The sequence below is a fragment of the Enterobacter sp. 6722112 genome (assembly GCF_058661685.1).
On sequence record NZ_JBZWGR010000007.1, the window covers coordinates 2,355,700 to 2,378,610 of the forward strand.

The 22,911-nt window shown below is 56.3% G+C and carries 23 protein-coding genes; 12 read left to right on the forward strand and 11 right to left on the reverse strand.

The genetic code is table 11. From position 1 onward, the window contains the following. Positions 1-102 precede the first annotated feature (102 nt). Positions 103-822, reverse strand: coding sequence for a fatty acid metabolism transcriptional regulator FadR (fadR, locus tag AC4OVU_RS12740; RefSeq protein WP_015570315.1), 720 nt, complete (start codon positions 820-822; stop codon positions 103-105). Between the two features lie 201 nt (positions 823-1,023). Between fadR and nhaB the strand changes: the two genes are divergently transcribed. Beyond that, positions 1,024-2,562, forward strand: a complete 1,539-nt coding sequence (nhaB, locus tag AC4OVU_RS12745; RefSeq protein ID WP_017693269.1) for a Na(+)/H(+) antiporter NhaB — start codon at positions 1,024-1,026, stop codon at positions 2,560-2,562. 46 nt (positions 2,563-2,608) lie between these two features. Beyond that, positions 2,609-3,139, forward strand: coding sequence for a disulfide bond formation protein DsbB (gene dsbB / locus AC4OVU_RS12750; RefSeq protein WP_032667927.1), 531 nt, complete (start codon positions 2,609-2,611; stop codon positions 3,137-3,139). A gap of 99 nt (positions 3,140-3,238) precedes the next feature. On the opposite strand, the gene ycgN is transcribed toward dsbB, so the two are convergent. The 3 genes from ycgN to AC4OVU_RS12765 all read right to left on the reverse strand — a co-directional run bounded on the left by ycgN (position 3,239) and on the right by AC4OVU_RS12765 (position 4,755). Next, positions 3,239-3,679, reverse strand: a complete 441-nt coding sequence (gene ycgN / locus AC4OVU_RS12755) for a cysteine cluster protein YcgN (RefSeq protein ID WP_491928697.1) — start codon at positions 3,677-3,679, stop codon at positions 3,239-3,241. Positions 3,680-3,772: 93 nt separating this feature from the next. After that, entirely contained in the window at positions 3,773-4,432 is a 660-nt protein-coding gene (locus tag AC4OVU_RS12760; protein ID WP_047063172.1) for a fumarylacetoacetate hydrolase family protein, read from the reverse strand. Positions 4,433-4,479: 47 nt separating this feature from the next. Beyond that, complete coding sequence (locus AC4OVU_RS12765; protein ID WP_015570312.1) at positions 4,480-4,755, reverse strand: YcgL domain-containing protein; 276 nt, start codon at positions 4,753-4,755, stop codon at positions 4,480-4,482. Positions 4,756-4,878: 123 nt separating this feature from the next. Here AC4OVU_RS12765 and minC point away from each other — a divergent pair, with 123 nt between their 5' ends. The 3 genes from minC to minE are packed head-to-tail and all read left to right on the forward strand — an operon-like array spanning position 4,879 to position 6,691. Next, positions 4,879-5,586, forward strand: coding sequence for a septum site-determining protein MinC (minC, locus tag AC4OVU_RS12770; RefSeq protein ID WP_015570311.1), 708 nt, complete (start codon positions 4,879-4,881; stop codon positions 5,584-5,586). A 22-nt stretch (positions 5,587-5,608) separates the two neighbouring features. Further along, positions 5,609-6,421 carry a septum site-determining protein MinD gene (gene minD, locus AC4OVU_RS12775; RefSeq protein WP_003859938.1) on the forward strand — a complete coding sequence of 271 codons (813 nt, stop codon included), beginning with the start codon at positions 5,609-5,611 and terminating at the stop codon, positions 6,419-6,421. 3 nt (positions 6,422-6,424) lie between these two features. Beyond that, positions 6,425-6,691, forward strand: a complete 267-nt coding sequence (gene minE / locus AC4OVU_RS12780; protein ID WP_003859937.1) for a cell division topological specificity factor MinE — start codon at positions 6,425-6,427, stop codon at positions 6,689-6,691. An 86-nt stretch (positions 6,692-6,777) separates the two neighbouring features. On the opposite strand, the gene rnd is transcribed toward minE, so the two are convergent. From rnd to yoaA, 5 genes are all read right to left on the reverse strand, one after another. Continuing rightward, a complete protein-coding gene (gene rnd, locus AC4OVU_RS12785; protein WP_122959317.1) occupies positions 6,778-7,893 on the reverse strand; it encodes a ribonuclease D in 1,116 nt (371 codons plus the stop codon). Positions 7,894-7,976: 83 nt separating this feature from the next. Then, positions 7,977-9,662 carry a long-chain-fatty-acid--CoA ligase FadD gene (gene fadD, locus AC4OVU_RS12790; RefSeq protein ID WP_017693264.1) on the reverse strand — a complete coding sequence of 562 codons (1,686 nt, stop codon included), beginning with the start codon at positions 9,660-9,662 and terminating at the stop codon, positions 7,977-7,979. A 203-nt stretch (positions 9,663-9,865) separates the two neighbouring features. Next, entirely contained in the window at positions 9,866-10,447 is a 582-nt protein-coding gene (locus tag AC4OVU_RS12795; RefSeq protein WP_015570309.1) for a Slp family lipoprotein, read from the reverse strand. Between the two features lie 37 nt (positions 10,448-10,484). Continuing rightward, complete coding sequence (gene tsaB, locus AC4OVU_RS12800) at positions 10,485-11,180, reverse strand: tRNA (adenosine(37)-N6)-threonylcarbamoyltransferase complex dimerization subunit type 1 TsaB (protein WP_047365539.1); 696 nt, start codon at positions 11,178-11,180, stop codon at positions 10,485-10,487. Between the two features lie 66 nt (positions 11,181-11,246). Continuing rightward, positions 11,247-13,157, reverse strand: a complete 1,911-nt coding sequence (gene yoaA, locus AC4OVU_RS12805; protein ID WP_023303884.1) for a DNA repair helicase YoaA — start codon at positions 13,155-13,157, stop codon at positions 11,247-11,249. A 133-nt stretch (positions 13,158-13,290) separates the two neighbouring features. Between yoaA and AC4OVU_RS12810 the strand changes: the two genes are divergently transcribed. After that, positions 13,291-13,635: a RidA family protein gene (locus AC4OVU_RS12810; protein WP_003859927.1), complete on the forward strand. Its 345-nt coding sequence runs from the start codon at positions 13,291-13,293 to the stop codon at positions 13,633-13,635. Between the two features lie 5 nt (positions 13,636-13,640). On the opposite strand, the gene AC4OVU_RS12815 is transcribed toward AC4OVU_RS12810, so the two are convergent. Next, positions 13,641-13,823: a YoaH family protein gene (locus AC4OVU_RS12815; RefSeq protein ID WP_003859925.1), complete on the reverse strand. Its 183-nt coding sequence runs from the start codon at positions 13,821-13,823 to the stop codon at positions 13,641-13,643. A gap of 61 nt (positions 13,824-13,884) precedes the next feature. Between AC4OVU_RS12815 and pabB the strand changes: the two genes are divergently transcribed. From pabB to AC4OVU_RS12835, 4 genes are all read left to right on the forward strand, one after another. Further along, positions 13,885-15,219: an aminodeoxychorismate synthase component 1 gene (gene pabB / locus AC4OVU_RS12820; RefSeq protein WP_110292834.1), complete on the forward strand. Its 1,335-nt coding sequence runs from the start codon at positions 13,885-13,887 to the stop codon at positions 15,217-15,219. Further along, positions 15,216-15,794, forward strand: a complete 579-nt coding sequence (locus AC4OVU_RS12825) for a CoA pyrophosphatase (RefSeq protein WP_017384324.1) — start codon at positions 15,216-15,218, stop codon at positions 15,792-15,794. Before pabB ends, AC4OVU_RS12825 begins: the two co-directional genes overlap by 4 nt. Before the next feature lie 184 nt (positions 15,795-15,978). Then, the gene (gene sdaA / locus AC4OVU_RS12830) at positions 15,979-17,343 is read left to right on the forward strand and encodes an L-serine ammonia-lyase (RefSeq protein WP_017384325.1); all 1,365 of its coding nucleotides are present in this window, start codon (positions 15,979-15,981) and stop codon (positions 17,341-17,343) included. 129 nt (positions 17,344-17,472) lie between these two features. After that, positions 17,473-19,071, forward strand: a complete 1,599-nt coding sequence (locus tag AC4OVU_RS12835) for an EAL domain-containing protein (protein WP_058700633.1) — start codon at positions 17,473-17,475, stop codon at positions 19,069-19,071. Positions 19,072-19,077: 6 nt separating this feature from the next. Here AC4OVU_RS12835 and yoaE read toward each other — a convergent pair whose 3' ends face one another. Continuing rightward, on the reverse strand, positions 19,078-20,637 hold the full coding sequence (yoaE, locus tag AC4OVU_RS12840; RefSeq protein WP_058685752.1) for a CNNM family cation transport protein YoaE: 1,560 nt from the start codon (positions 20,635-20,637) through the stop codon (positions 19,078-19,080). Positions 20,638-21,099: 462 nt separating this feature from the next. On the opposite strand from yoaE, the gene manX reads away from it, so the two are divergent. Continuing rightward, positions 21,100-22,062 (forward strand): PTS mannose transporter subunit IIAB, encoded by a 963-nt coding sequence (gene manX / locus AC4OVU_RS12845; RefSeq protein ID WP_017384327.1) that lies wholly within the window; start codon positions 21,100-21,102, stop codon positions 22,060-22,062. 47 nt (positions 22,063-22,109) lie between these two features. After that, positions 22,110-22,910, forward strand: a complete 801-nt coding sequence (gene manY, locus AC4OVU_RS12850) for a PTS mannose transporter subunit IIC (RefSeq protein ID WP_003859914.1) — start codon at positions 22,110-22,112, stop codon at positions 22,908-22,910. Position 22,911 lies beyond the last annotated feature (1 nt).

Here is a 22,911-nt window from a genome sequence, read left to right on the forward strand (position 1 = left end):
CCGGGTGGCGGCTACGCCTTACCCGGCCTACGGGTTTTGTAGGCCCGGTAAGCAAAGCGCCACCGGGCGAAAAAAAACCTCTCAATCGAGAGGTTTTTTATTTTAGCGACTCTGAATCGCTAAATCACCCGGCAGCGTTTTCTGCATCCGGTGCCAGATTTCACCGGAGTCGTGGCCGTAACGACGCACCGTTTCATAGACCTGATCGTGCAGCCCTTCGGTGCAGAGTTTGCTCAGTTTATGGTAGAAGCCGAGCGCCAGGCTGCGGGCTTCAGGGTTAGCAAAGTAGTGACGACCAATGCGCGTATATAACCCTTTCATTCCATTCAGGATCAGACCGTAAACCGGATTGCCGGAAGCAAACGCCAGACCGCGGAACACATTGTAATCCAGGGTCGCAAAGGCATCCGCGTGGTCTTCCACCTCATTAGCGGTGGCAAGCACTTTCAGCGCATCTTCAGGATGCTGACGAAACGCGGTGCGGATGAAAATGGTGGCGATGTTGGTGCGCACGGAAAGCAGATTATCAATCAGCTGCGGTACGCTTTCGTGGTCGAGACGCGCCAGCGTTTCCAGAATGTTCAGCCCGGACGTTTCCCAGAAGTTGTTCACCTTAGTGGGTTTGCCATGCTGTATCGTCAACCAGCCATCGCGCGCCAGACGCTGGAGCACTTCTCGCAGCGTGGTACGGGTGACGCCAATCAGTTCAGAGAGTTCGCGTTCAGCAGGTAGAATTGATCCCGCAGGGAAACGATTATTCCAGATGCTTTCAATGATGTACTCTTCCGCGAAACCCGCCGGGCTCTGCGCCTTAATGACCATAGTGAGATTTCCATTACACAGCTTTAGCAAATTGCACTCATCATACCAGAGGCGCGCAGAGGCAGATAGCGCAGCAGAGACAGAAAAGAGGGATCGCCGTTTCATTTTTATGAAATTTACAAATGGCTTAATCCCCCGCTCTGCCGCCATTTTTGCGTATACTGATGTCTTGTCTTATTTGACGGGTAAAGGACGTCTGTCGTGGAAATTTCATTTGGGCGCGCGCTGTGGCGCAACTTTTTAGGTCAGTCACCTGACTGGTACAAACTTACTTTACTGGTATTCCTGGTCGTTAATCCCGTTATCTTTTTGCTGGATCCCTTCGTTGCCGGGTGGATGTTGGTCGCCGAGTTTATCTTTACCCTGGCGATGGCGCTGAAGTGCTATCCGCTGTTGCCCGGCGGGCTGCTGGCGCTGGAAGCCGTGGTCATCGGAATGACCAGCGCGGAGCATGTTAAAAACGAGATAGCGTCGAATCTTGAAGTCCTGCTGCTGCTGATCTTCATGGTGGCGGGGATCTACTTTATGAAGCAGCTTCTGCTGTTTATCTTCACCCGTTTGCTGCTGAGCATTCCATCGAAAACGCTGCTCTCGCTGGCGTTTTGCCTCGCCGCGGCCTTCCTCTCTGCCTTCCTGGATGCGCTGACGGTCGTTGCGGTGGTGATCAGCGTCGCCGTCGGCTTTTACGGGATTTACCACCGGGTGGCCTCGTCTCGTCCTGGCGATAACTTGCAGGACGACAGTCACGTTGAGGCGCACAACCGCGATGTGCTGGAACAGTTCCGCGCGTTTCTGCGCAGCCTGATGATGCATGCGGGCGTGGGGACGGCGCTGGGCGGCGTGATGACCATGGTCGGGGAGCCGCAAAACCTGATTATCGCCAAAGCGGCTGAGTGGCATTTTGGCGAATTTTTCCTGCGCATGGCGCCCGTCAGCGTGCCCGTGCTGGTCTGCGGGTTAGCAACCTGTGTGCTGGTCGAAAAATTCAACCTCTTTGGGTATGGCGCTAAGTTGCCCGATCAGGTCCGCCAGGAGCTGCATAAGTTTGACGAGCAGAGCCGCAAACAACGCACGCGCCAGGAGACGCTGCGTCTGATTGCACAGGGTTTCATCGGCGTGTGGCTTATCGCTGCGCTGGCCTTCCACCTTGCCGAGGTGGGGCTGATTGGCCTGTCGGTAATTATCCTTGCAACCAGCCTGGGCGGCGTTACGGACGAACATGCTATCGGAAAAGCCTTTACCGAAGCGCTGCCGTTTACCGCCCTGCTGGCGGTGTTTTTCGCGGTCGTGGCGGTGATTATTGACCAACATCTGTTCGCGCCGATCATCGCGTTTGTGCTTCAGGCTACGCCAGATTCGCAGCTAACGCTGTTCTATTTGTTTAACGGTCTGTTGTCCTCTATATCCGATAACGTCTTTGTCGGGACGGTATACATCAATGAGGCCAAAGCCGCGATGGAGCAAGGGATTGTCAGCAGTGAACAGTTCGAGCTGCTGGCGGTGGCGATCAACACCGGAACCAACCTCCCCTCCGTGGCAACCCCGAACGGTCAGGCGGCATTCCTCTTCCTGCTGACCTCGGCGCTGGCACCACTCATACGACTTTCTTATGGAAGAATGGTCTGGATGGCGCTGCCGTATACGCTGGTGCTTACCCTGGTTGGTTTGCTGTGCATCAAAATTACTCTCGTTCCCTGTACGCAATGGTTATTGCAAGCAGGTATACTTGCGGCGCATTAAAATTCGTTTACACTGCGCTGTCTAAGCATGTTCCAGGGAAATGATTATGTTGCGATTTTTGAACCAGTGCTCACGCGGTCGCGGAGCGTGGTTGTTGATGGCCCTGACCGCCTTTGCGCTGGAAATGGTCGCGCTGTGGTTTCAGCATGTGATGGGGCTGAAACCTTGCGTACTGTGTATTTATGAGCGTTGTGCGCTGTTCGGCATTATGGGCGCGGGTCTGGTAGGTGCGATTGCACCCAAATCACCGTTACGCTATGCGGCAATTGCCATCTGGCTGTTCAGCGCCGGGAAAGGGATTGCGCTTGCCTGGGAGCACACCCAGATGCAGCTTCACCCGTCGCCGTTTATGACCTGCGATTTTGCCGCCCGCTTCCCGAGCTGGCTGCCGCTGGATAAATGGCTGCCGCAGGTGTTTGTGGCCTCCGGTGACTGCTCTGTACGCCAGTGGGAGTTCCTGACGCTGGAGATGCCGCAGTGGCTGGTGGGCATTTTTGTCGCCTACTTTGTGGTGGCACTGCTGGTGCTGATTGCCCAGCCGTTCAAACCAAAGAAACGCGATCTTTTTGGAAGGTAAAAGCAAAACGGCAACGTCAGTTTTGTAGATCGGGTAAGCGCAGCGCCACCCGACAAAATTGCGCACAATAAAAAACCCGCCTCGGCGGGTTTTTTATTATCACCGATTAGGGTGATTCATAATGTGGTCTTCCCAGTCGCGCACCTCGGACTCTTTCACCGCAATGTGGCGCACGGAAATACGTTCACCGTGCATCGCCGCTTTCGACCCCGTCAACAGCGGATGCCATGTGGGCAGATCTTTTCCTTCCGCCAGCAGGCGATACGCGCAGGTATGCGGCAGCCACTCAAAGGTCGGCAGATTTTCACGGGTTAACACGATGCAGTCCGGCTCATATTCGAAACGGCGCTCATAGTTGCGGCACTGGCAGGTTTTGATGTTTAACTGCTTGCAGGCTACGTTGGTGAAATAGATCTCGTCCGAATCTTCATCCATCAGCTTATGCAGGCAGCACTGCCCACAGCCGTCACACAACGATTCCCACTCCGCGTCGGTCATGTCGTCGAGAGTTTTGCTTTGCCAGAAAGGAATGTCGTTCATCGGGATGTCCACACGTCAAAATAGAGCGCACCTTATAACGAGTCTGGCACGTTGATGCAAGTTTTGCCGCCCTTTTCAGGCGGCAAGGTGCTTTTACAGCACGCGGGTTTTCAGCGACAGGCCGTTAAAACTGACGTCCAGTTCGTCGCCGCTAAGCAGCGGCCCCACACCTTCCGGAGTGCCGGTGAGGATCACGTCGCCAGGTTTCAGGGTGAAGAAGCGGCTCATGTAGGCAATCAGCGGAACGATCTTATGGATCATGTCAGCGGTTGTTCCCTGCTGGCGGATCTCGCCGTTGACCTTCAGGCTGAGCTGCGTGTTCTGCGGATCATCGGTAAATTCACTCACCGGAACGAAACCGGAAATCGGGCATGAATTATCAAAACCCTTGGCTTTTTCCCACGGCTGCCCCGCTTTCTTCATTTTGCCCTGTACGTCACGCAGCGTCAGGTCGAGCGCGACACCGTAACCCGCAATCGCCTTCTCTACATGCTCTTCAGTTGCCTGGCGCAGCGTCGCGCCGATCAGCACCGCCAGTTCCACTTCATGATGCACCGAACCCAGTCCCTGCGGCAGAACCAGCGGCTGGCGAATATCGCACAGTGCGGTTTCTGGCTTAATAAACAGAACCGGCTCTTCCGGCACGGCGCTGCCCATCTCCTGAATATGTTTTGCATAGTTGCTGCCCACGCAGACCACTTTGCTGACGGGATAATCCAGTAATGCACCTTGCCAGTTATGATGTTGATACATGGTCGACCCCTAATCGGTTGATGAGTTGTTCCCGGAAGGACCCGGGCTTATTTCTTTCCGCTCAGCTCAAGGTGCTGTTTTAATAAATTCTCCGGTGGCGGCGGAAGCTGTAAATAATAGCCCTGCTCGATTAACGCCTTTTTGACTTTCTCAAGATCGGCGTTCACCAGCTTCTTACGGCCGTCCAGCGGCAGCAGCATCGCCAGCTGCGGTCGGCCAAAGCTTTTCATTAATTCTTCAGGCACGCGGGAAAAATCGTCTTTCTTTTCGACATAAAGGTAGGTCTGGTCGCGGCTGGTACTTCTGTAGATCACACAAAACATGTTTTTACTCTGAATTAATGGGTGGTTGCTTGCCTCAATATACTCCTGACTATAACATGCCTGATACTCTTCGGAATATCGCGGCGATGTGTTGCGGTTAATAGCAAATTGAGTAAGGCCAGGATGTCAAATACGCCCATCGAGCTTAAAGGCAGTAGCTTCACCTTATCAGTGGTTCATTTGCATGATGCAAAACCCGAGGTTATTCGTCAGGCGTTAGAAGACAAAATCGCGCAGGCTCCCGCTTTTCTTAAGCATGCTCCTGTCGTCGTCAATGTAAGCGACCTTGAGGGGCCGGTTAACTGGAAGCGACTCCAGCAGGCCGTCGTCTCCACGGGGTTGCGCATCGTGGGTATTAGCGGCTGCAAAGACGCAGAGTTAAAAGCCGAAATTGAACGCGCGGGTTTGCCCTTGTTAAACGAGGGCAAAGAAAAAGCCCCGCGTGCAACGCCTGCAACCGTTCCCGCTCCCCCGCCTCCGGCGCAAAATGTAGCCCCAGTCACAAAAACGCGATTGATTGATCTGCCGGTTCGTTCCGGTCAGCGCATTTATGCGCCAAACTGTGATCTGATTGTTACAAGCCACGTCAGTGCGGGCGCAGAACTGATTGCAGATGGAAATATTCACGTTTACGGTATGATGCGTGGGCGTGCGCTTGCGGGCGCCAGCGGCGATCGAGAAGCACAAATTTTTTGTACTCACCTGACGGCAGAACTGGTGTCTATCGCAGGTGAATATTGGCTGAGCGATAAAATCCCAGCCGAATTTTATGGCAAAGCGGCCCGTCTGCAACTGGCAGATAACGCTTTGACCGTTCAACCGTTAAATTGATCCCTTTTAACAAGGAATTTCTATGGCACGCATTATTGTTGTGACTTCGGGTAAAGGAGGCGTTGGCAAGACCACCTCCAGCGCGGCCATCGCTACTGGTTTGGCCCAGAAGGGAAAGAAAACCGTCGTAATCGACTTCGATATCGGTCTGCGTAACCTGGACCTGATCATGGGTTGCGAGCGTCGCGTGGTGTATGACTTCGTGAACGTCATTCAGGGCGATGCCACCCTTAACCAGGCGCTGATTAAAGATAAGCGTACCGAGAACCTCTACATTCTTCCGGCGTCCCAGACCCGTGATAAAGACGCCCTGACCCGCGAAGGCGTGGAAAAGGTGCTCGACGATCTGAAAAAGATGGAGTTCGACTTCGTGGTCTGCGACTCCCCGGCCGGTATCGAAACCGGGGCTTTGATGGCGCTCTACTTCGCGGATGAAGCCATCATCACCACCAACCCGGAAGTCTCGTCAGTACGTGACTCCGACCGTATTCTCGGCATTCTGGCCTCGAAATCCCGTCGCGCGGAAAATGGCCAGGAGCCAATCAAAGAGCACCTGCTGCTGACCCGCTACAACCCGGGCCGGGTGAACAAAGGTGACATGCTGAGCATGGAAGACGTGCTGGAGATCCTGCGCATCAAACTGGTTGGCGTGATCCCGGAAGATCAGTCCGTGTTGCGCGCCTCTAACCAGGGCGAGCCCGTGATCCTGGATACACAGGCAGACGCAGGTAAAGCGTATGCGGATACCGTTGACCGTCTGCTGGGAGAAGAACGTCCTTTCCGCTTCATTGAAGAAGAGAAGAAAGGTTTCCTCAAACGCCTGTTCGGAGGATAAGTTATGGCATTACTGGACTTTTTTCTCTCGCGGAAAAAAAGCACCGCCAACATCGCAAAAGAACGTCTGCAAATCATTGTGGCGGAACGTCGTCGTAGCGACGCCGAACCGCACTACCTGCCGCAGCTGCGCAAAGACATTCTGGAAGTGATCTGCAAATACGTGCAGATTGACCCGGAAATGGTCACCGTTCAGCTGGAGCAAAAAGACGGGGATATTTCGATTCTGGAGCTGAACGTGACGCTTCCGGAAGCGGAAGAGTCGCGTTAATCCGTTTGTGGTTTTGTAGGCCGGGTAAGCATCGCGCCGCCCGGCAATTTCCCCGGTGGCGCTGCGCTTACCGGGGCTACAATTCTTTAGCGCGGATACCCTTCCAGCAGGGTATTCAGGCGTTCGGCCATCAGTTCCCCCCGCCATCCGGCGACCAGTTCCGGTAAACCATTTTGCGGTTTCAACTTCCAGTGCCAGTTCAGCAGCTGGTTAATCTGACGACGTGAAGCCAGCAGTTCGGCACTCAGTTTGCTTTCCCCCGCCACCGTCTGCACCAGCGCTTTGATGTCTTTGAACGCCTTGCGGTAGCCCGGCATATCCATCAGGTTAAGCAGCGGTTCTGGCAGTGCGTCCTCTGGCAGCTGCTGAGCTTTCTCTACCAGCGCGAGCAGCGTTTTACCGTGGAAACGGATCTCACTTCCGGAAAGGCCAATGCTGTCCAGTTCACCAAGGCTACCCGGCATATAGCGCGCCACCGCCCACAGGTGTTCTTCACGCACCACGAAGTTAACCGCCAGATCGCGCTCACGCGCTTTACGCAGACGCCAGTCAGCCAGCAATTGCAGACAGGCCAGTTGACGGGTGCGCAGCTGCCAGGCGTTGGTGATGTCACGCCAGGCTTCTTTCGGATCAACCACTTCCTGGCGACGCTGCTGCGTCATGCGGCATTCGTCCAGTGCGGCAGACAGCCAACCGGACGCCTCAGCCTCTTTCATGAGCTGGCCGGCAATTGGAAGAAGATAAAAGACGTCTGCCGCGGCGTATTCAAGCTGACGCGCCGTCAGCGGACGCGCGAGCCAGTCGGTACGCGATTCGCTCTTATCCAGCGTCAGACCGGTGTACTCTTCCACCATCGCCGCAAAACCCCAGGAGAGCGGACGACCGCTGAACGCCGCGAGGATCTGGGTATCAATCAGCGGCTGCGGCATGATGCCAAAGGTGTTGAGAAATACTTCCAGATCTTCACTGCCCGCGTGCAGATATTTGGTCACGGCGGTATCCAGCAACAGCTCGCGCATTGGCGCCCAGTCGGTAATGCCGAGGGGGTCAATCAACGACACGTGTTTGCCGTCATACATCTGAATCAGACCCAGCTGCGGATAGTACGTTCGGGTGCGGACAAATTCCGTATCCAGGGCGATAGCGGGAAATTCACGCGTCACCTCGCACAGCGAAGCCAGCTCGTCGTTGGTAGTGATCATCTGGTAATTCAAATCGGACTCTCTTTTGTTTGCGCCCATAAAAAACGCCGGATTAACCGGCGTCTGGGCGATTAACGTGAAGCTCAGGCCTTATTGTCCACTTTGGCACGGGCTTCGTCACGTAATTCTCGTCGTAATATCTTCCCGACGTTGGATTTCGGCAGCTCATCCCGGAATTCCACTAGCTTCGGCACTTTATAGCCCGTCAGCTGACGGCGACAAAACGTTATCAGCGCATCCTCGGTCAGAGAAGGATCTTTCTTGACCACAAATATCTTCACCGCTTCACCGCTGCTGCCGGAGGGAACGCCCACCGCCGCTACTTCCAGCACGCCGCTGTGCTGCATCACCACGTCTTCGATTTCGTTCGGATAGACGTTGAACCCTGACACCAGGATCATGTCTTTCTTGCGATCGACGATGCGCAGGAAGCCTTCGTCATCCATCACCGCGATGTCGCCCGTGTGCAGCCAGCCGTCTTTGATGATCTCATCCGTGGCATCCGGACGTTGCCAGTAGCCCAGCATCACCTGCGGCCCTCTGACGCACAGCTCTCCTGGCTCGCCGTGAGGCACTTCGTTATCCTCATCATCCACCAGTTTTGCTTCCGTCGACGGGACCGGCAGACCGATACTGCCGCTGTGGTAGTCGATATCATGCGGGTTAACGCTGACCAGCGGGGCGCACTCCGTCAGACCATAGCCTTCCAGCAGATACTGCCCGGTGAGTTTCACCCAGCGCTCGGCCACCGCCTGCTGAACCGGCATCCCGCCGCCCGCAGAGAGGTGCAGCGTGGAGAAATCGAGCTGCTGGAACTCTTTATTGTTAAGCAGCGCGTTAAACAGGGTGTTCACGCCGGTCATGGCGGTGAACGGGTATTTCGCCAGCTCTTTGACCAGCCCCGGAATGTCGCGCGGGTTGGTGATCAGTACGTTTTGACCGCCAAGCTCAATAAACAGCAGGCAGTTCATGGTCAGCGCAAAAATGTGATACAGCGGAAGCGCGGTGATCACCAGCTCCTTGCCCGGATGCAGCAGCGGCCCGTAGGTGGCATTAACCTGCTCAAGGTTCGCCAGCATGTTACGGTGGGTCAGCATCGCCCCTTTCGCCACGCCGGTGGTGCCGCCCGTGTATTGCAGAAATGCCAGATCCTCGGACACGATCTCCGGCTTCACGTACTGCATCCGGTAGCCCGCATGCAGGGCGCGGCGGAAAGAGATGGCATCCGGCAGGTGGTATTTCGGCACCAGCCGCTTAACGTATTTAACGACAAAGTTGACCAGCGTACCTTTCGCGGTAGAGAGCTGGTCGCCCATGCGCGTCAGGATGACGTGTTTAACCTGGGTTCTTTCAACGACTTTTTCCAGCGTGTGGGCAAAGTTGGAGACAATCACAATCGCCGCCGCGCCGCTGTCATTCAACTGATGTTCCAGCTCGCGCGGGGTATAGAGCGGGTTAACGTTAACCACGATCATCCCTGCCCTGAGGATCCCGAACAGCGCCACCGGGTATTGCAGCAGGTTTGGCATCATCAGCGCGACGCGATCCCCTTTCTGCAAGCCCAACCCTTCCTGTAAATAGGCTGCAAACGCCCGGCTGCGCTCTTCCAGCTTACGGAAGGTCATCACTTCACCCATATTCACAAATGCAGGCTGGTCAGCGTAACGCCGTACCGAGTGTTCAAATAATTCAATCAGGGATTGATAACGGTCAGGATTGATCTCCGCAGGAACATCCGCGGGATAACGGTTAAGCCAAACCTTTTTCAATGCATCACCTCTGAAATGAGTGTTCGTCGTCATCACAGCCCCGATAATAAACAGTTTGTTAACATTACATTAACTCAGCGTACCAGTTTATTAATTGTTCAGATTGCAGGTTGCGAAGCGCGTCACTCTTTTTTTTCGTTTTATCCGTAAAAAAACAGAGACAGCGGCTGAGCCGCTGTCTCTTTCCTAACAATAACAGTAAGTTACTCAGTTACGATTGTTTGAACCTGTGCAGGGCCTGGATTGTACCAACCCCAGCCACCGTAGCCGTAACGATACGGATGCGGTCCCCACATCCACGGATCAATTGGCTGTGGCGGCATCACCACCTGCTGGGCAATACGCCAGCGTTTGTAGCCGTTCACCTGCATGGTCATAAATTTGTATGGCGTATTGCCGATTTTCCCCGCCACCGAACCGGTAATCGGTCCGACGACGGTTACCAGCTGCCCGCGGAAATCTACCGGATCGAGGAAGCCGCTGACGTCAGCGTAGATCCGCCCGCGCGAGGCTTCACCCAGAACAGGCCGCGCGCCGTCGTCCAGCGGGACAGTGGCAATCTCCAGCCGGGTTTTCCCCTGCTGGTTTAACACTTCAACCACCTTGCCGCCAAACCGCGCTTCCTGCCCGACATACAACTCCGGGGCATTCATCACGCGTACCAGATCCTGCTGTGGCGTCGGGCTGGTGCCCTTGATCGCATCAGGAACGGTGACGCACCCGCTCAGTGCTATGGCAACCGCGCCTGCCATAAGAAAGCGTACAACTTTAGTCTGAACCGCCATGATGCGACTCCTTTTTCTCAGTTCCTGTTACTGAGATTCACTCGCGGCCAGGAAGTTTCTTCCACGCGACGGTGTTTCGTAAATAAACCGGTTCAGCATGTTCAACCGCCACGGTTTTTCCTGCGGCAAGCAGCTGACAGGCAATCGGCAGCATATCTTCTGCGGCGGGCAGGAGCATGTTACCGTCCACCAGCGTAAGGCCGGTGTCCTTCGCCATCTCAGGCCATGCCGGCCAGCCGGTTCCGACCGTCGCCCACTCACCGGAGAGCTGCTTCAGGCGCCCGGTGACGGCTTCAGGTTTAAGCACCGCTTCCGTCTCTTCGCCGTGCCAGACGCCGTTTTCGTCACGGGTGTACTCCGCCCAGTAGACTTCCCCCATGCGGGCATCAATCGCAGCCAGCACGCGGGTGGCCCCGGTCATGCGCCAGGCGCCCTGAGCCATGGTCGCAAGCGTTGAGACGCCGATCATCGGCAGGTCAGCGCCCAGCGCCAGCCCCTGCGCAATGCCAATCCCGATACGTACGCCCGTAAAGCTGCCCGGACCACGGCCGTAGGCCAGCGCGTCGAGGTCGGTTAAGGAGGTGTTGCCCTCGGTTAAAATGGTTTTTACCAGGGGCAGAATACGTTGGGTGTGTTCCCGTGGGCACTCTTCGAAATGAGCAAAAGTCGTACCGTCGTTCCACAGGGCAACGGAACAGGCCTCTGTCGCGGTATCAATAGCCAGAATTCGCATCAGTCGTCGCGCTCTCGCAATGGTCAGTCACAAAATGGCGCGCATCTTAACACACTCCGGGAAGAATTACTCCGCCGTCGGGTTCGCCAGGAAGCGGACCGCGCGTTTAATATCCCGCGTGCGCGGCGCGGGCGGCAGGCTGGCGAGGAAGGTGGCGCCGTAGGGACGCATCACCAGGCGGTTGTCGCAGATCACCAGCACCCCGCGGTCGGTGACGTCGCGGATCAGTCGCCCTACCCCCTGTTTAAGCGTGATGACCGCGTCCGGCAGCTGGACGTCGTCGAACGGATCGCCCCCGCGCAGACGGCAATCCTCCATGCGCGCTTTCAGGAGCGGATCGTCCGGCGATGTGAACGGCAGCTTATCGATAATCACCAGCGAGAGCGTATCGCCGCGCACGTCCACCCCTTCCCAGAAGCTGCTGGTTGCCACCAGCAGGGCATTACCGGCGCTGACAAACTGCTGGAGCAGCTGGCCTTTGCTGGTTTCCCCCTGCAACAGCACCGGTAGCGTCATGGTGGCGCGGAACTGCTCGGCCAGATCGCGCATCATGGCGTGTGAGGTGCAGAGCATAAAGCAGCGCCCGTTGTTGGCCTCAATCATCGGCTTCAGCATGGCCGCCAGATGGCGCGCCGCGCCCGGCTGGTTAGGCAGCGGCAGATTGCGCGGCACGCACAGCAGCGCCTGTTTCTCATAGTCGAACGGGCTCGGCAGAAGCAGGGATTCCGCCTGCTCAATGCCGAGGCGCTCGGTAAAGTGGTGCAGATCGTCATTGACCGACAGCGTGGCCGAGGTAAAGACCCAGGTGCCGGGCTTTTGCGCCATCACCTCTTTGAATTTATCAGCAACGGTCAGCGGCGTGAGCGCCAGGGTGAAGTGGCGCGAGGTACATTCGTACCAGTAGCTATAGCCCGGCTGGTTGATCTCTTTCAGCCGCTTCAGCCGCCCACGGTAGAGCGTGGCGCGCTCGAAAGCGGCGTCCAGCAGCGCTGAACGTCCGAGGGACAGCTTCGCCACGTCGTAACAGAGTTCAAGGGCATCATCGAGCAGCAGCAGCGCGCGCTGGATATTTTTGTCTGCGAGCAGTTCGCGCAGGTTGCCGCGATAGCCCGGCTCGCCAAGTTGTAAGCGGAAATCCTGTGCGCATTGCGCCAGGCGGTCCGCGCACTTCTGCAACTGCTGGGTATCTTTGAGTTCGGTGCGATAGGCAATGGTAATATCTTTCGCCAGATCCTGAAGCTGACGGCTGGAGAGCGACTGACCAAAATACTGGCTGGCGATGTCCGGTAGCTGATGGGCTTCATCGAAGATCATCACCTCCGCCTCCGGGATCAGCTCGCCGAAACCACTGTCCTTGACCACCATATCCGCAAGAAACAGGTGATGGTTCACCACCACCACGTCGGCGTCCATCGCGGTTTTACGCGCTTTCACCACAAAACAGTCCTTATACAGCGGGCAGTCGCTGCCGAGGCAGTTGTCATTGGTGCTGGTCACCAGCGGCCAGGCCGGGGAGTCTTCCGGCACGCTCGCGCAGGTGCTGATGTCCCCCTCCTCCGTCTGGTTGGCCCAGGCGCGCAGGACGATCACATCGCTCAGGGTTTGTACCGGCAGGTCGCCGCCCGCCAGCGCCTGCTGTTCAAGACGCTCCAGACACAGGTAGTTAGAACGCCCTTTCAGCAAGGCCAGACGCCCTTTGTATTTCAGCGCTTTCGCCACCGTGGGTAAATCGCGGCTGTAGAGCTGATCCTGGAGCGCTTTTGATCCCGTAGAGATGATCACCTTTTTTTTCGCCCGCAGCGCAGGAGCGAGGTAAGCATACGTTTTCCCCGTACCGGTGCCGGCCTCCACGACCAGCGGCTGCGCCTTGTCGATGGCGTGCGCGACGGCATGCGCCATCTGACGTTGGGGTTCGCGCGGTTTAAAGCCGGGAATAGCCTGTGCTAACTGACCTTCTGGGGAAAAATCGTCTGCCACGGTGTTCTCTCACTGTATTTTTGCACAGGGATTATGTCAGCCCCTTCTCTCCGGTGCCACCCCAAATAGTGACGACGGCGGAACATTATGGCAGTCTTGCCGCCTGACGACGAAAGATAACGAGGATACGTTTATGACAATTACGCGCATTGATGCCGAAGCCCGCTGGTCTGACGTGGTGATCCACAACCAGACGCTGTACTACACCGGCGTCCCTGCCAATCTGGACGCCGACGCCTTCGAACAGACCGCCAACACCCTGGCGCAGATCGACGCCGTACTGGAAAAACAGGGCAGCGATAAATCCCGCATTCTGGATGCGACGATTTTTCTGGCGAATAAAGACGATTTCGCGGCGATGAATAAAGCCTGGGATGCGTGGGTCGTGGCGGGTCACGCGCCTGTACGCTGCACCGTACAGGCCACGCTGATGAAACCGGAATATAAGGTTGAGATCAAGATTATCGCGGCAGTGTAAGCCGGTTATTCTTCATCTTCATCCTCAAAGCGCGCCACGATCCGCTCGCCGGTATGGGTGGCGCGAAGTTCTTCCGCGACCTGGGAAATTGCCTGTCCGCTGCTCATCCCCTGGGACATCAGCTCCTGAATACGTTCAACGGCTTTCTGCTGTTGGTCATGGCTGAGAGAAGGTAAACCTGCAAACATCGTTAACTCCTGCTAAATTATTCGCGCTAATTATTTCACGCTGCCCGGTAGTATGCCATACATGAACATGCGCTTCCCCACTGTTATGACCTTGCCCTGGCGTGCAGACGCCGCCGAGTTCTGGTTTGCCCGTCTGAGCCACCTTCCTTTTGCGATGCTCCTGCACTCCGGGCATGCGGATCACCCCTACAGCCGCTTTGATATTCTGGTGGCCGACCCGGTTAAAACGCTGACGACCGATGCGCTGTCGCCAACGGACGATCCGCTGATGCGGCTTCAGAACGAGATCCATGCTCTGGGCTTATCTGCCACACCGGATCCGGATCTGCCTTTCCAGGGGGGCGCGCTGGGCCTGTTTGGTTACGATCTGGGTCGCCGTTTCGAAACGCTGCCCGAGCATGCGCAGGCGGATATTTCCCTGCCGGATATGGCGGTGGGGCTGTATGACTGGGCGCTGATCGTGGATCACCGTAAGCAGACGGTTTCTCTGCTAAGCCACCGGGACGTGCAGGCGCGTCTGTCCTGGCTTGAGGCGCAACGGCCCGCCGCCCCGGAACGCTTTATGCTAACCTCCGGCTGGCGCTCGAACATGAGTGCGGAGGAATACGCGGAAAAATTCTCCCGCGTGCAGGCGTATCTTCACAGCGGCGACTGTTATCAGGTCAACCTCGCCCAGCGTTTCCAGGCGGCATACGAGGGAGACGAATGGCAGGCGTTTACCCGCCTCAATGCCAGCAATAAGGCCCCGTTCAGCGCATTTTTACGCCTAGAACACGGCGCCATCCTCAGCCTTTCGCCTGAGCGTTTTATTCACCTGGCTGACGGTATGATTCAGACCCGCCCGATAAAGGGCACCCTGCCGCGCCTTGCCGATGCCGACGCCGACCGTCAGCAGGCGGAGACGCTGGCGGCCTCGCCGAAAGATCGCGCTGAAAACCTGATGATTGTCGATCTGATGCGCAATGATATTGGCCGCGTCGCCGAGCCGGGCAGCGTGCGCGTGCCGGAGCTGTTCGTCGTGGAGCCATTCCCGGCGGTGCATCATCTGGTCAGCACCATCACCGCACGCCTGCCAGCCTCGCGAACCGCCTGCGATCTGCTCCGCGCCGCGTTTCCGGGCGGCTCCATTACCGGCGCGCCGAAGGTCCGGGCGATGGAGATCATCGACGAACTGGAACCGCATCGGCGCAACGCCTGGTGCGGCAGCATCGGCTATGTGAGTCTGTGCGGCACCATGGATACCAGCATCACTATTCGCACCCTGACGGCCTGCGACGGTAACCTGTACTGTTCCGCAGGCGGTGGCATTGTGGCCGACAGCCAGGCGGAGGCGGAATATCAGGAAACCTTTGATAAAGTGAATCGTATCCTGAAACAACTGGAGAACTCACGGTGAAGAAAGACAACCTGACGCTGGATGATTTTCTGTCGCGCTTTCAGCTTCTGCGGCCCCAGGTTAACCGCGCCACGCTGAATCAACGTCAGGCGGCGGTGCTGATCCCGGTCGTGCGTCGTGAGCAGCCGGGTCTGTTGCTTACCCAGCGCTCACCGCATATGCGAAAACACGCCGGTCAGGTTGCGTTCCCGGGCGGCGCGGTGGACAGCACCGATGCATCCCTGATTGCCGCCGCACTGCGCGAAGCGCATGAGGAAGTGGCGATCCCCCCGGAGGCGGTCGAGGTGATCGGCGTGCTGCCGCCAGTGGACAGCGTAACCGGTTTTCAGGTCACACCGGTCGTTGGCATTATTCCGCCCGATCTTCAGTATCACGCCAGCGTCGATGAAGTTTCAGCGGTATTCGAAATGCCGCTGGAAGAGGCCCTTCGTCTGGGTCGCTATCACCCGCTGGATATTCACCGCCGCGGACACGATCATCGGGTCTGGCTGTCGTGGTATCAGCATTATTTTGTCTGGGGCATGACGGCAGGCATCATTCGTGAGCTGGCCCTGCAAATCGGCCTGAAGCCTTGACTATACTTTACATTCCACCCTTTTCTGGCAGGTTTGCGATCGGCGTCGCGCTATTAGCAAAACCATCGTTAACCATTAGTTTAATTCATGTGAATAGTTAAGCCGAGGTTGGTGTTCCCTCTTACACTATGCGCAGTTATAACATCGTTACTGGAACCCCAGTAACCCTGTCAGGAGTGTGAAAGTGATTAGTATATTCGACATGTTCAAAGTGGGGATTGGTCCATCTTCTTCCCACACTGTAGGGCCGATGAAGGCCGGTAAACAGTTCGTCGATGATCTGGTCGAAAAAGGATTACTGGAAAGCGTTACCCGTGTCGCCGTAGACGTTTACGGTTCACTGTCATTAACGGGTAAAGGCCACCACACCGATATCGCCATTATTATGGGTCTGGCGGGCAATATGCCGGACACAGTTGATATTGATGCCATTCCGGCATTTATCCGCGACGTGGAAACGCGCGGTCGTTTGCTGCTGGCTAACGGCCAGCACGAAGTGGACTTCCCGCAGGATGACGGGATGCGTTTTCGTAGCGACAACCTGCCGCTGCATGAAAACGGCATGACCATCCACGCCTGGAGTGGCGAAAAAGAGATCTACAGCAAAACTTACTACTCCATCGGCGGCGGCTTTATCGTTGACGAAGAACACTTTGGTAAAGAGACCGCGGGCGACGTCAATGTGCCCTATCCGTTTAAATCGGCCACCGAGATGCTGGGCTACTGCAAAGAGACCGGTCTGTCCCTGTCAGGCATGGTGATGCAGAACGAACTGGCGCTGCACAGCAAGAAAGAGATCGAAGACTATTTTGCTAACGTGTGGCAAACCATGCGCGCCTGTATTGACCGCGGGATGAACACCGAGGGTGTTCTGCCTGGGCCACTGCGCGTGCCGCGTCGTGCCTCTGCTCTGCGCCGCATGCTGGTCACTACCGACAAGTTCTCCAATGACCCAATGAACGTGGTCGACTGGGTGAACATGTTTGCCCTCGCGGTTAACGAAGAGAACGCAGCGGGTGGTCGCGTCGTGACGGCGCCAACCAACGGCGCGTGCGGTATCGTTCCGGCGGTGCTGGCCTATTACGATCACTTTATTGAGCCCGTGACGCCGGACATCTATATCCGCTATTTCCTCGCGGCAGGTGCTATCGGCGCGCTGTACAAAATGAATGCGTCCATCTCTGGTGCCGAAGTAGGCTGTCAGGGTGAAGTGGGCGTAGCCTGCTCCATGGCGGCGGCTGGCCTGGCGGAGCTGCTGGGCGCCAGCCCTGAGCAGGTGTGCGTGGCGGCGGAAATCGGCATGGAGCACAACCTTGGTCTGACCTGTGACCCGGTTGCCGGCCAGGTGCAGGTGCCGTGCATTGAGCGTAACGCCATCGCCTCCGTCAAAGCGATCAACGCCTCGCGTATGGCGATGCGCCGTACCAGCGAGCCACGCGTGTCGCTGGATAAGGTTATTGAAACCATGTACGAAACCGGCAAAGACATGAACGCGAAGTACCGTGAGACCTCGCGCGGCGGTCTGGCCATTAAGGTGCAGTGCGACTAAGCTTTCCTTTCGCCCATCTGCAACGGATGGGCGAATTTTCCCCTCTCGTCTCGTCGCTTCACGTATTCCCCACTACACTGTCACTGTTGCGTCTGGCTTTTCCGGCCGGTGCTTAACAGGCGACCGTTCATGCAAACTGCACAAACGATCATTAAAGACTATCGCCGAAAACGCGTTATCGTCTGTGTCACGGTTGCGCTCGTTACGCTCGTCCTGACGCTGGGTATTCGCTTTATTTCACAGCGCAACATAAATCAGGATCGGATCCACGACTTTACCCACCACACCGTGCGTGCGCTTGATAAGGTGCTTCTTTCGTTAGAGGCCCAGCGGGAAACGCTACTTTCACTGGTTGGCATACCCTGTTCCGAAGCAAATCTGATCCTGCGAAAACAGGCGGCGATCCTCCAGACCGTACGCTCCATCGCCCTCATTCAAGACGGAATACTGTATTGCTCAAGCGTCTTTGGCAGCCGTAATGTGCCCGTCAGTGAGTTTGTGCCGGAGCTGCCGGTCAGTGAATCCAGGCTGTTGCTGCTGACCGATCGGTGGCTGGTAAAAGGCAGCCCGGTACTGATTCAGTGGTCTCCCGTTGCGGGCGACGGCAACGACGGGGTGATGGAGGTGGTGAATATCGATCTCATCACTAAAATGATTCTTGAGCCGCAGCGGCCGCAGATCACCGACGTTGTCCTGAGAGTAGGAGATAACTTCCTGCGCGACGGGCAGCAGGTGACGACTACGCCGACCTTCGATGAAAACGCCTCCCTGCTGGAACAATCGTCACAGCATTACCCTTTCAGCGTCACGGTGAGCGGCCCCGGGCCTGGCGAAATGGCGTTAAAAAATCTGCCCACCCAGCTGCCGCTGGCGTTGATGCTCAGCTTACTGATGGGCTATATCGCCTGGCTCGCCACCGCGCGGCGCATCAGTTTCACCTGGGAAATCAACATGGGAATTGCGGCCCGGGAGTTTGAGCTCTTCTGCCAGCCGCTGGTGAATGCTCGCACCCGGGAATGCGTCGGCGTCGAGATCCTCCTGCGCTGGAACAACCCGCGTCAGGGATGGATTTCGCCCGATGTCTTTATCCCTCTGGCCGAAGAACATAACCTGATTGTTCCGCTTACCCGCTACGTCATCAGCGAAACGGTGCGGCAGATAGGCTATTTCCCGGCTTCGCGCGATTTCCATATCGGCATTAACGTGGCCGCCAGCCATTTTCGTCGCGCGACGCTGATCCGGGATCTCAACCGCATCTGGTTTAACGCCAGCCCTGTACAACAGTTGATCGTGGAGTTAACCGAACGCGATGCGTTGCTGGATGTGGATTACCGCATAGTGCGGGAGCTGCACCGCAAAGGGGTGAAACTTGCGATTGATGATTTTGGTACCGGCAACAGCTCACTTTCATGGCTAGAAAAACTGCATCCGGATGTGCTGAAAATTGATAAATCCTTCACCACCGCGATCGGCACCGACGCCGTGAACTCAACGGTAACGGATATTATTATTGCGCTGGGTCAGCGGCTGAATATTGAACTGGTTGCGGAAGGGGTGGAAACCGAGGAGCAGTCACGCTACCTGCGCCGTCACAGCGTACATATTTTGCAGGGGTACTTGTATGCGCGGCCAATGCCGCTGCGCGAGTTTCCGAAATGGCTGGCGGAAAGTCACTCTCCGCCAGCCCGCCACAACGGACACATCGTGCCCTTACTGCCGTTACGCTAGATAGCGTTACTCTTCTTCGTCGTGTGCAGAGTGCTCTTTAACAATACGCACCATATCAACGCGATAGTCGTTGGCTTCGACGATGGTAATTTGCAGCGGCGGCAGCTCCAGCACATCACCAATACGCGGGATCTGCCCGTTAACGGCAATCACCAGCCCCGCGACGGTGGCAATGTCTTCATCATCATTGACCACGTTTTCGACGCCCAGCGTGTGCGAGAGCGCGTGCAGGTCGGTGGTGCCTTTCACCAGCCAGCCGTCACCGTCGGCAACGATTTCCGGGGTTTCATCCGCATCAGGGAATTCACCGGCAATGGCTTCCAGCACGTCCAGCGGCGTCACCAGGCCCTGTACCACACCAAATTCATTGGTGACGATAACAAAGCTCCCGCGGGCACGACGCAATACGCCCAGCAGGTTGATCGGATCCAGCGTCTCCGGTACTACGATGGCGGGCGACGCGGCCGCTACGGCCTCGACGTTAACGCCCTCTTCCAGCGCCACCAGCATCTCTTTCGCGCGTACGACACCGATGATCTCATCCAGCTCACCCCGGCAGACCGGGAACAGACTGTGTGGCGAGGAGAGCAGCTGCTGACGAATTTCGTCGACGCTCAGGTTGGCGTCCACCCAGCTGATCTCACCGCGCGGCGTCATAATGCCGCGCAGGGAGCGGGAAGCCAGCGAAAGCACGCCGTTGATCATGTAGCGTTCTTCTTCCACAAACGCGCCTTCCGGCACCGGAACCGGGTTACGTTTCTCGTTATCAGCCTGCACGTTGACCTGACGACGTCCGCCCATCAGTCGCAGAATCGCATCTGCGGTACGGGCTCGCAGCGGCTGATTCGACTGCTGCTTAATAAAGTTACGGCGCGCAATCTGGTTAAACAGCTCGATCAGAATCGAGAAGCCAATCGCGGCGTACAGGTAGCCTTTCGGAATATGGAAGCCAAACCCTTCTGCCACCAGGCTCAGACCAATCATCAGCAGGAAGCTCAGACACAGCACAACGACCGTCGGATGCTGGTTGACGAAACGCGTCAGCGGTTTTGACGCCAGCAGCATTACCGCCATCGCAATCACCACCGCCGCCATCATCACAGGCAGATGGTTCACCATGCCGACTGCCGTAATCACCGCATCCAGAGAGAAGACCGCATCAAGCACCACAATCTGGAGAACAACCACCCAGAAGCTGGCGTAACCCTTACCGTGGCCATCATCGTGCTGCCGGTTCTCCAGCCGTTCATGCAGCTCTGTTGTGGCTTTGAACAGCAGGAACAGGCCCCCCACCAGCATGATTAAATCGCGGCCGGAGAAGGTGAAATCCATGACGGTGAACAGCGGCTTCGTCAGGGTAACCATCCACGAGATCACAGACAGCAAGCCCAGACGCATGATCAGCGCCAGCGAGAGGCCGATCAGACGGGCTTTATCACGCTGTTTCGGCGGCAGCTTATCCGCGAGGATGGCGATAAACACCAGGTTATCAATACCGAGAACGATCTCCAGCACGACCAGCGTAAGCAAGCCTACCCAGATTGACGGGTCCATTAAGAATTCCATGACACGCTCCTGCTAAAGGAATGACAAAACGGTGCCCCGCTAATTTCGGGCATTTCAAAGGGAATGAGAGTCGATGCGTGGCGAAGATCGCCGATGAATAAGGCGCGGAATGGCCTGGAAGATGACTGACGTCGGTGACGGTCCATATAGTGGGCTGTAGCCCTATACTCCTGAATAATTAAACGGACGCTAAACATATCAGAGACAATTGGTTTTTAGCAAAGATTTACGTTCCTTTGCAAACTTCTGTAACACACGCGGATTAACTTAAAGAAAAATCTGTAAGACGTAGCTAAATTACGGATCTTCATCACATAAATTATTTTTTCACTATCTAAAATAATTCGCGGAAGTCTTAGTTTTTTGAACTCTAACCCTTATCTGAATCGATTCGGTTCGCCAATACGATTCTCAGTACGCCTGCCTGGCAGACGTATACATGATAATAAAAGGAGGTAGCAAGTGACCATTGCTATTGTCATAGGCACACATGGTTGGGCTGCGGAGCAGTTACTTAAAACGGCAGAAATGCTGTTGGGCGAGCAGGAAAACGTCGGCTGGATCGATTTCGTTCCCGGTGAAAATGCCGAGACGCTGATTGAAAAATACACTGCTCAGCTTGAGAAGCTGGATACCAGCAAAGGCGTGCTGTTTCTCGTGGATACATGGGGCGGCAGCCCGTTCAACGCTGCCAGCCGCATTGTCGTCGATAAAGAGCATTATGAAGTCGTCGCCGGGGTGAATATCCCGATGTTGGTGGAAACCTTCATGGCGCGTGACGACAACCCAGGTTTTGATGAACTGGTGGCACTGGCGGTGGAAACCGGTCGCGAAGGCGTGAAGGCGCTGAAAGCGCAGCCGGTTGAAAAACCGGCCCCTGCCCCTGCTGCACCAAGGGCGGCAGCACCGGCGAAGCCAATGGGTCCGAACGATTACATGGTTATCGGCCTTGCGCGTATTGATGACCGTCTGATCCACGGCCAGGTGGCAACACGCTGGACCAAAGAGACCAACGTACAACGCATCATCGTGGTCAGTGACGAAGTGGCCGCCGACACTGTCCGTAAAACCCTTCTTACCCAGGTTGCACCGCCGGGCGTCACCGCGCACGTCGTGGATGTCGCCAAAATGATCCGCGTTTACAACAACCCGAAATATGCGGGTGAGCGCGTGATGCTTCTCTTCACCAACCCGACAGACGTCGAACGCATTGTTGAAGGCGGCGTGAAAATCACCTCCGTTAACATTGGCGGTATGGCATTCCGTCAGGGCAAAACGCAGGTCAACAACGCGATTTCAGTGGATGCGAAAGATATCGAGGCCTTCAACAAACTGAATGCACGCGGTATCGAACTGGAAGCCCGTAAGGTTTCCACGGACCAGAAACTGAAAATGATGGATTTGATCGGCAAAGTGGGGAAATAAGCCCGGGCCGGTTTTTCATATAGAGCTTATGTAATAGGAGAAGTGCAATGGAGATTACTACTCTTCAGATTGTGCTGGTGTTCATCGTCGCATGTATTGCGGGTATGGAGTCCGTACTTGATGAATTTCAGTTCCACCGCCCTCTGGTGGCCTGTACGTTGATTGGCGCCGTTCTCGGTGACATGAAAACCGGTATCATCATCGGTGGTACCCTGGAAATGATCGCCCTCGGCTGGATGAACATCGGTGCGGCAGTTGCGCCAGATGCCGCGCTGGCGTCCATTATTTCAACCGTTCTGGTTATCGCTGGTCATCAGAGTATTGGTGCCGGTATCGCGCTGGCCATCCCGCTGGCCGCAGCGGGTCAGGTGCTGACCATTATCGTCCGTACTATTACCGTTGCCTTCCAGCACGCGGCGGATAAGGCGGCCGAAAACGGCAACCTCACCGCGCTCTCCTGGATCCACGTTTCTTCCCTGTTCCTGCAAGCGATGCGTATCGCAATCCCTGCGGTTATCGTGGCGATTTCTGTCGGTACCAGCGAAGTTCAGGGCATGCTGAATGCGATCCCTGAAGTGGTTACCAGCGGTCTGAATATCGCCGGGGGTATGATCGTGGTGGTCGGTTATGCGATGGTCATCAACATGATGCGCGCGGGCTACCTGATGCCATTCTTCTACCTCGGCTTCGTTACCGCTGCGTTCACCAACTTCAACCTGGTTGCGCTGGGTGTGATTGGTGCGGTGATGGCGATTCTTTATATCCAGCTCAGCCCGAAATACAACCGTGTCGCGGGTGCCCCTGCGCAGGCTGCTGGTAACAACGATCTCGATAACGAACTGGACTAAC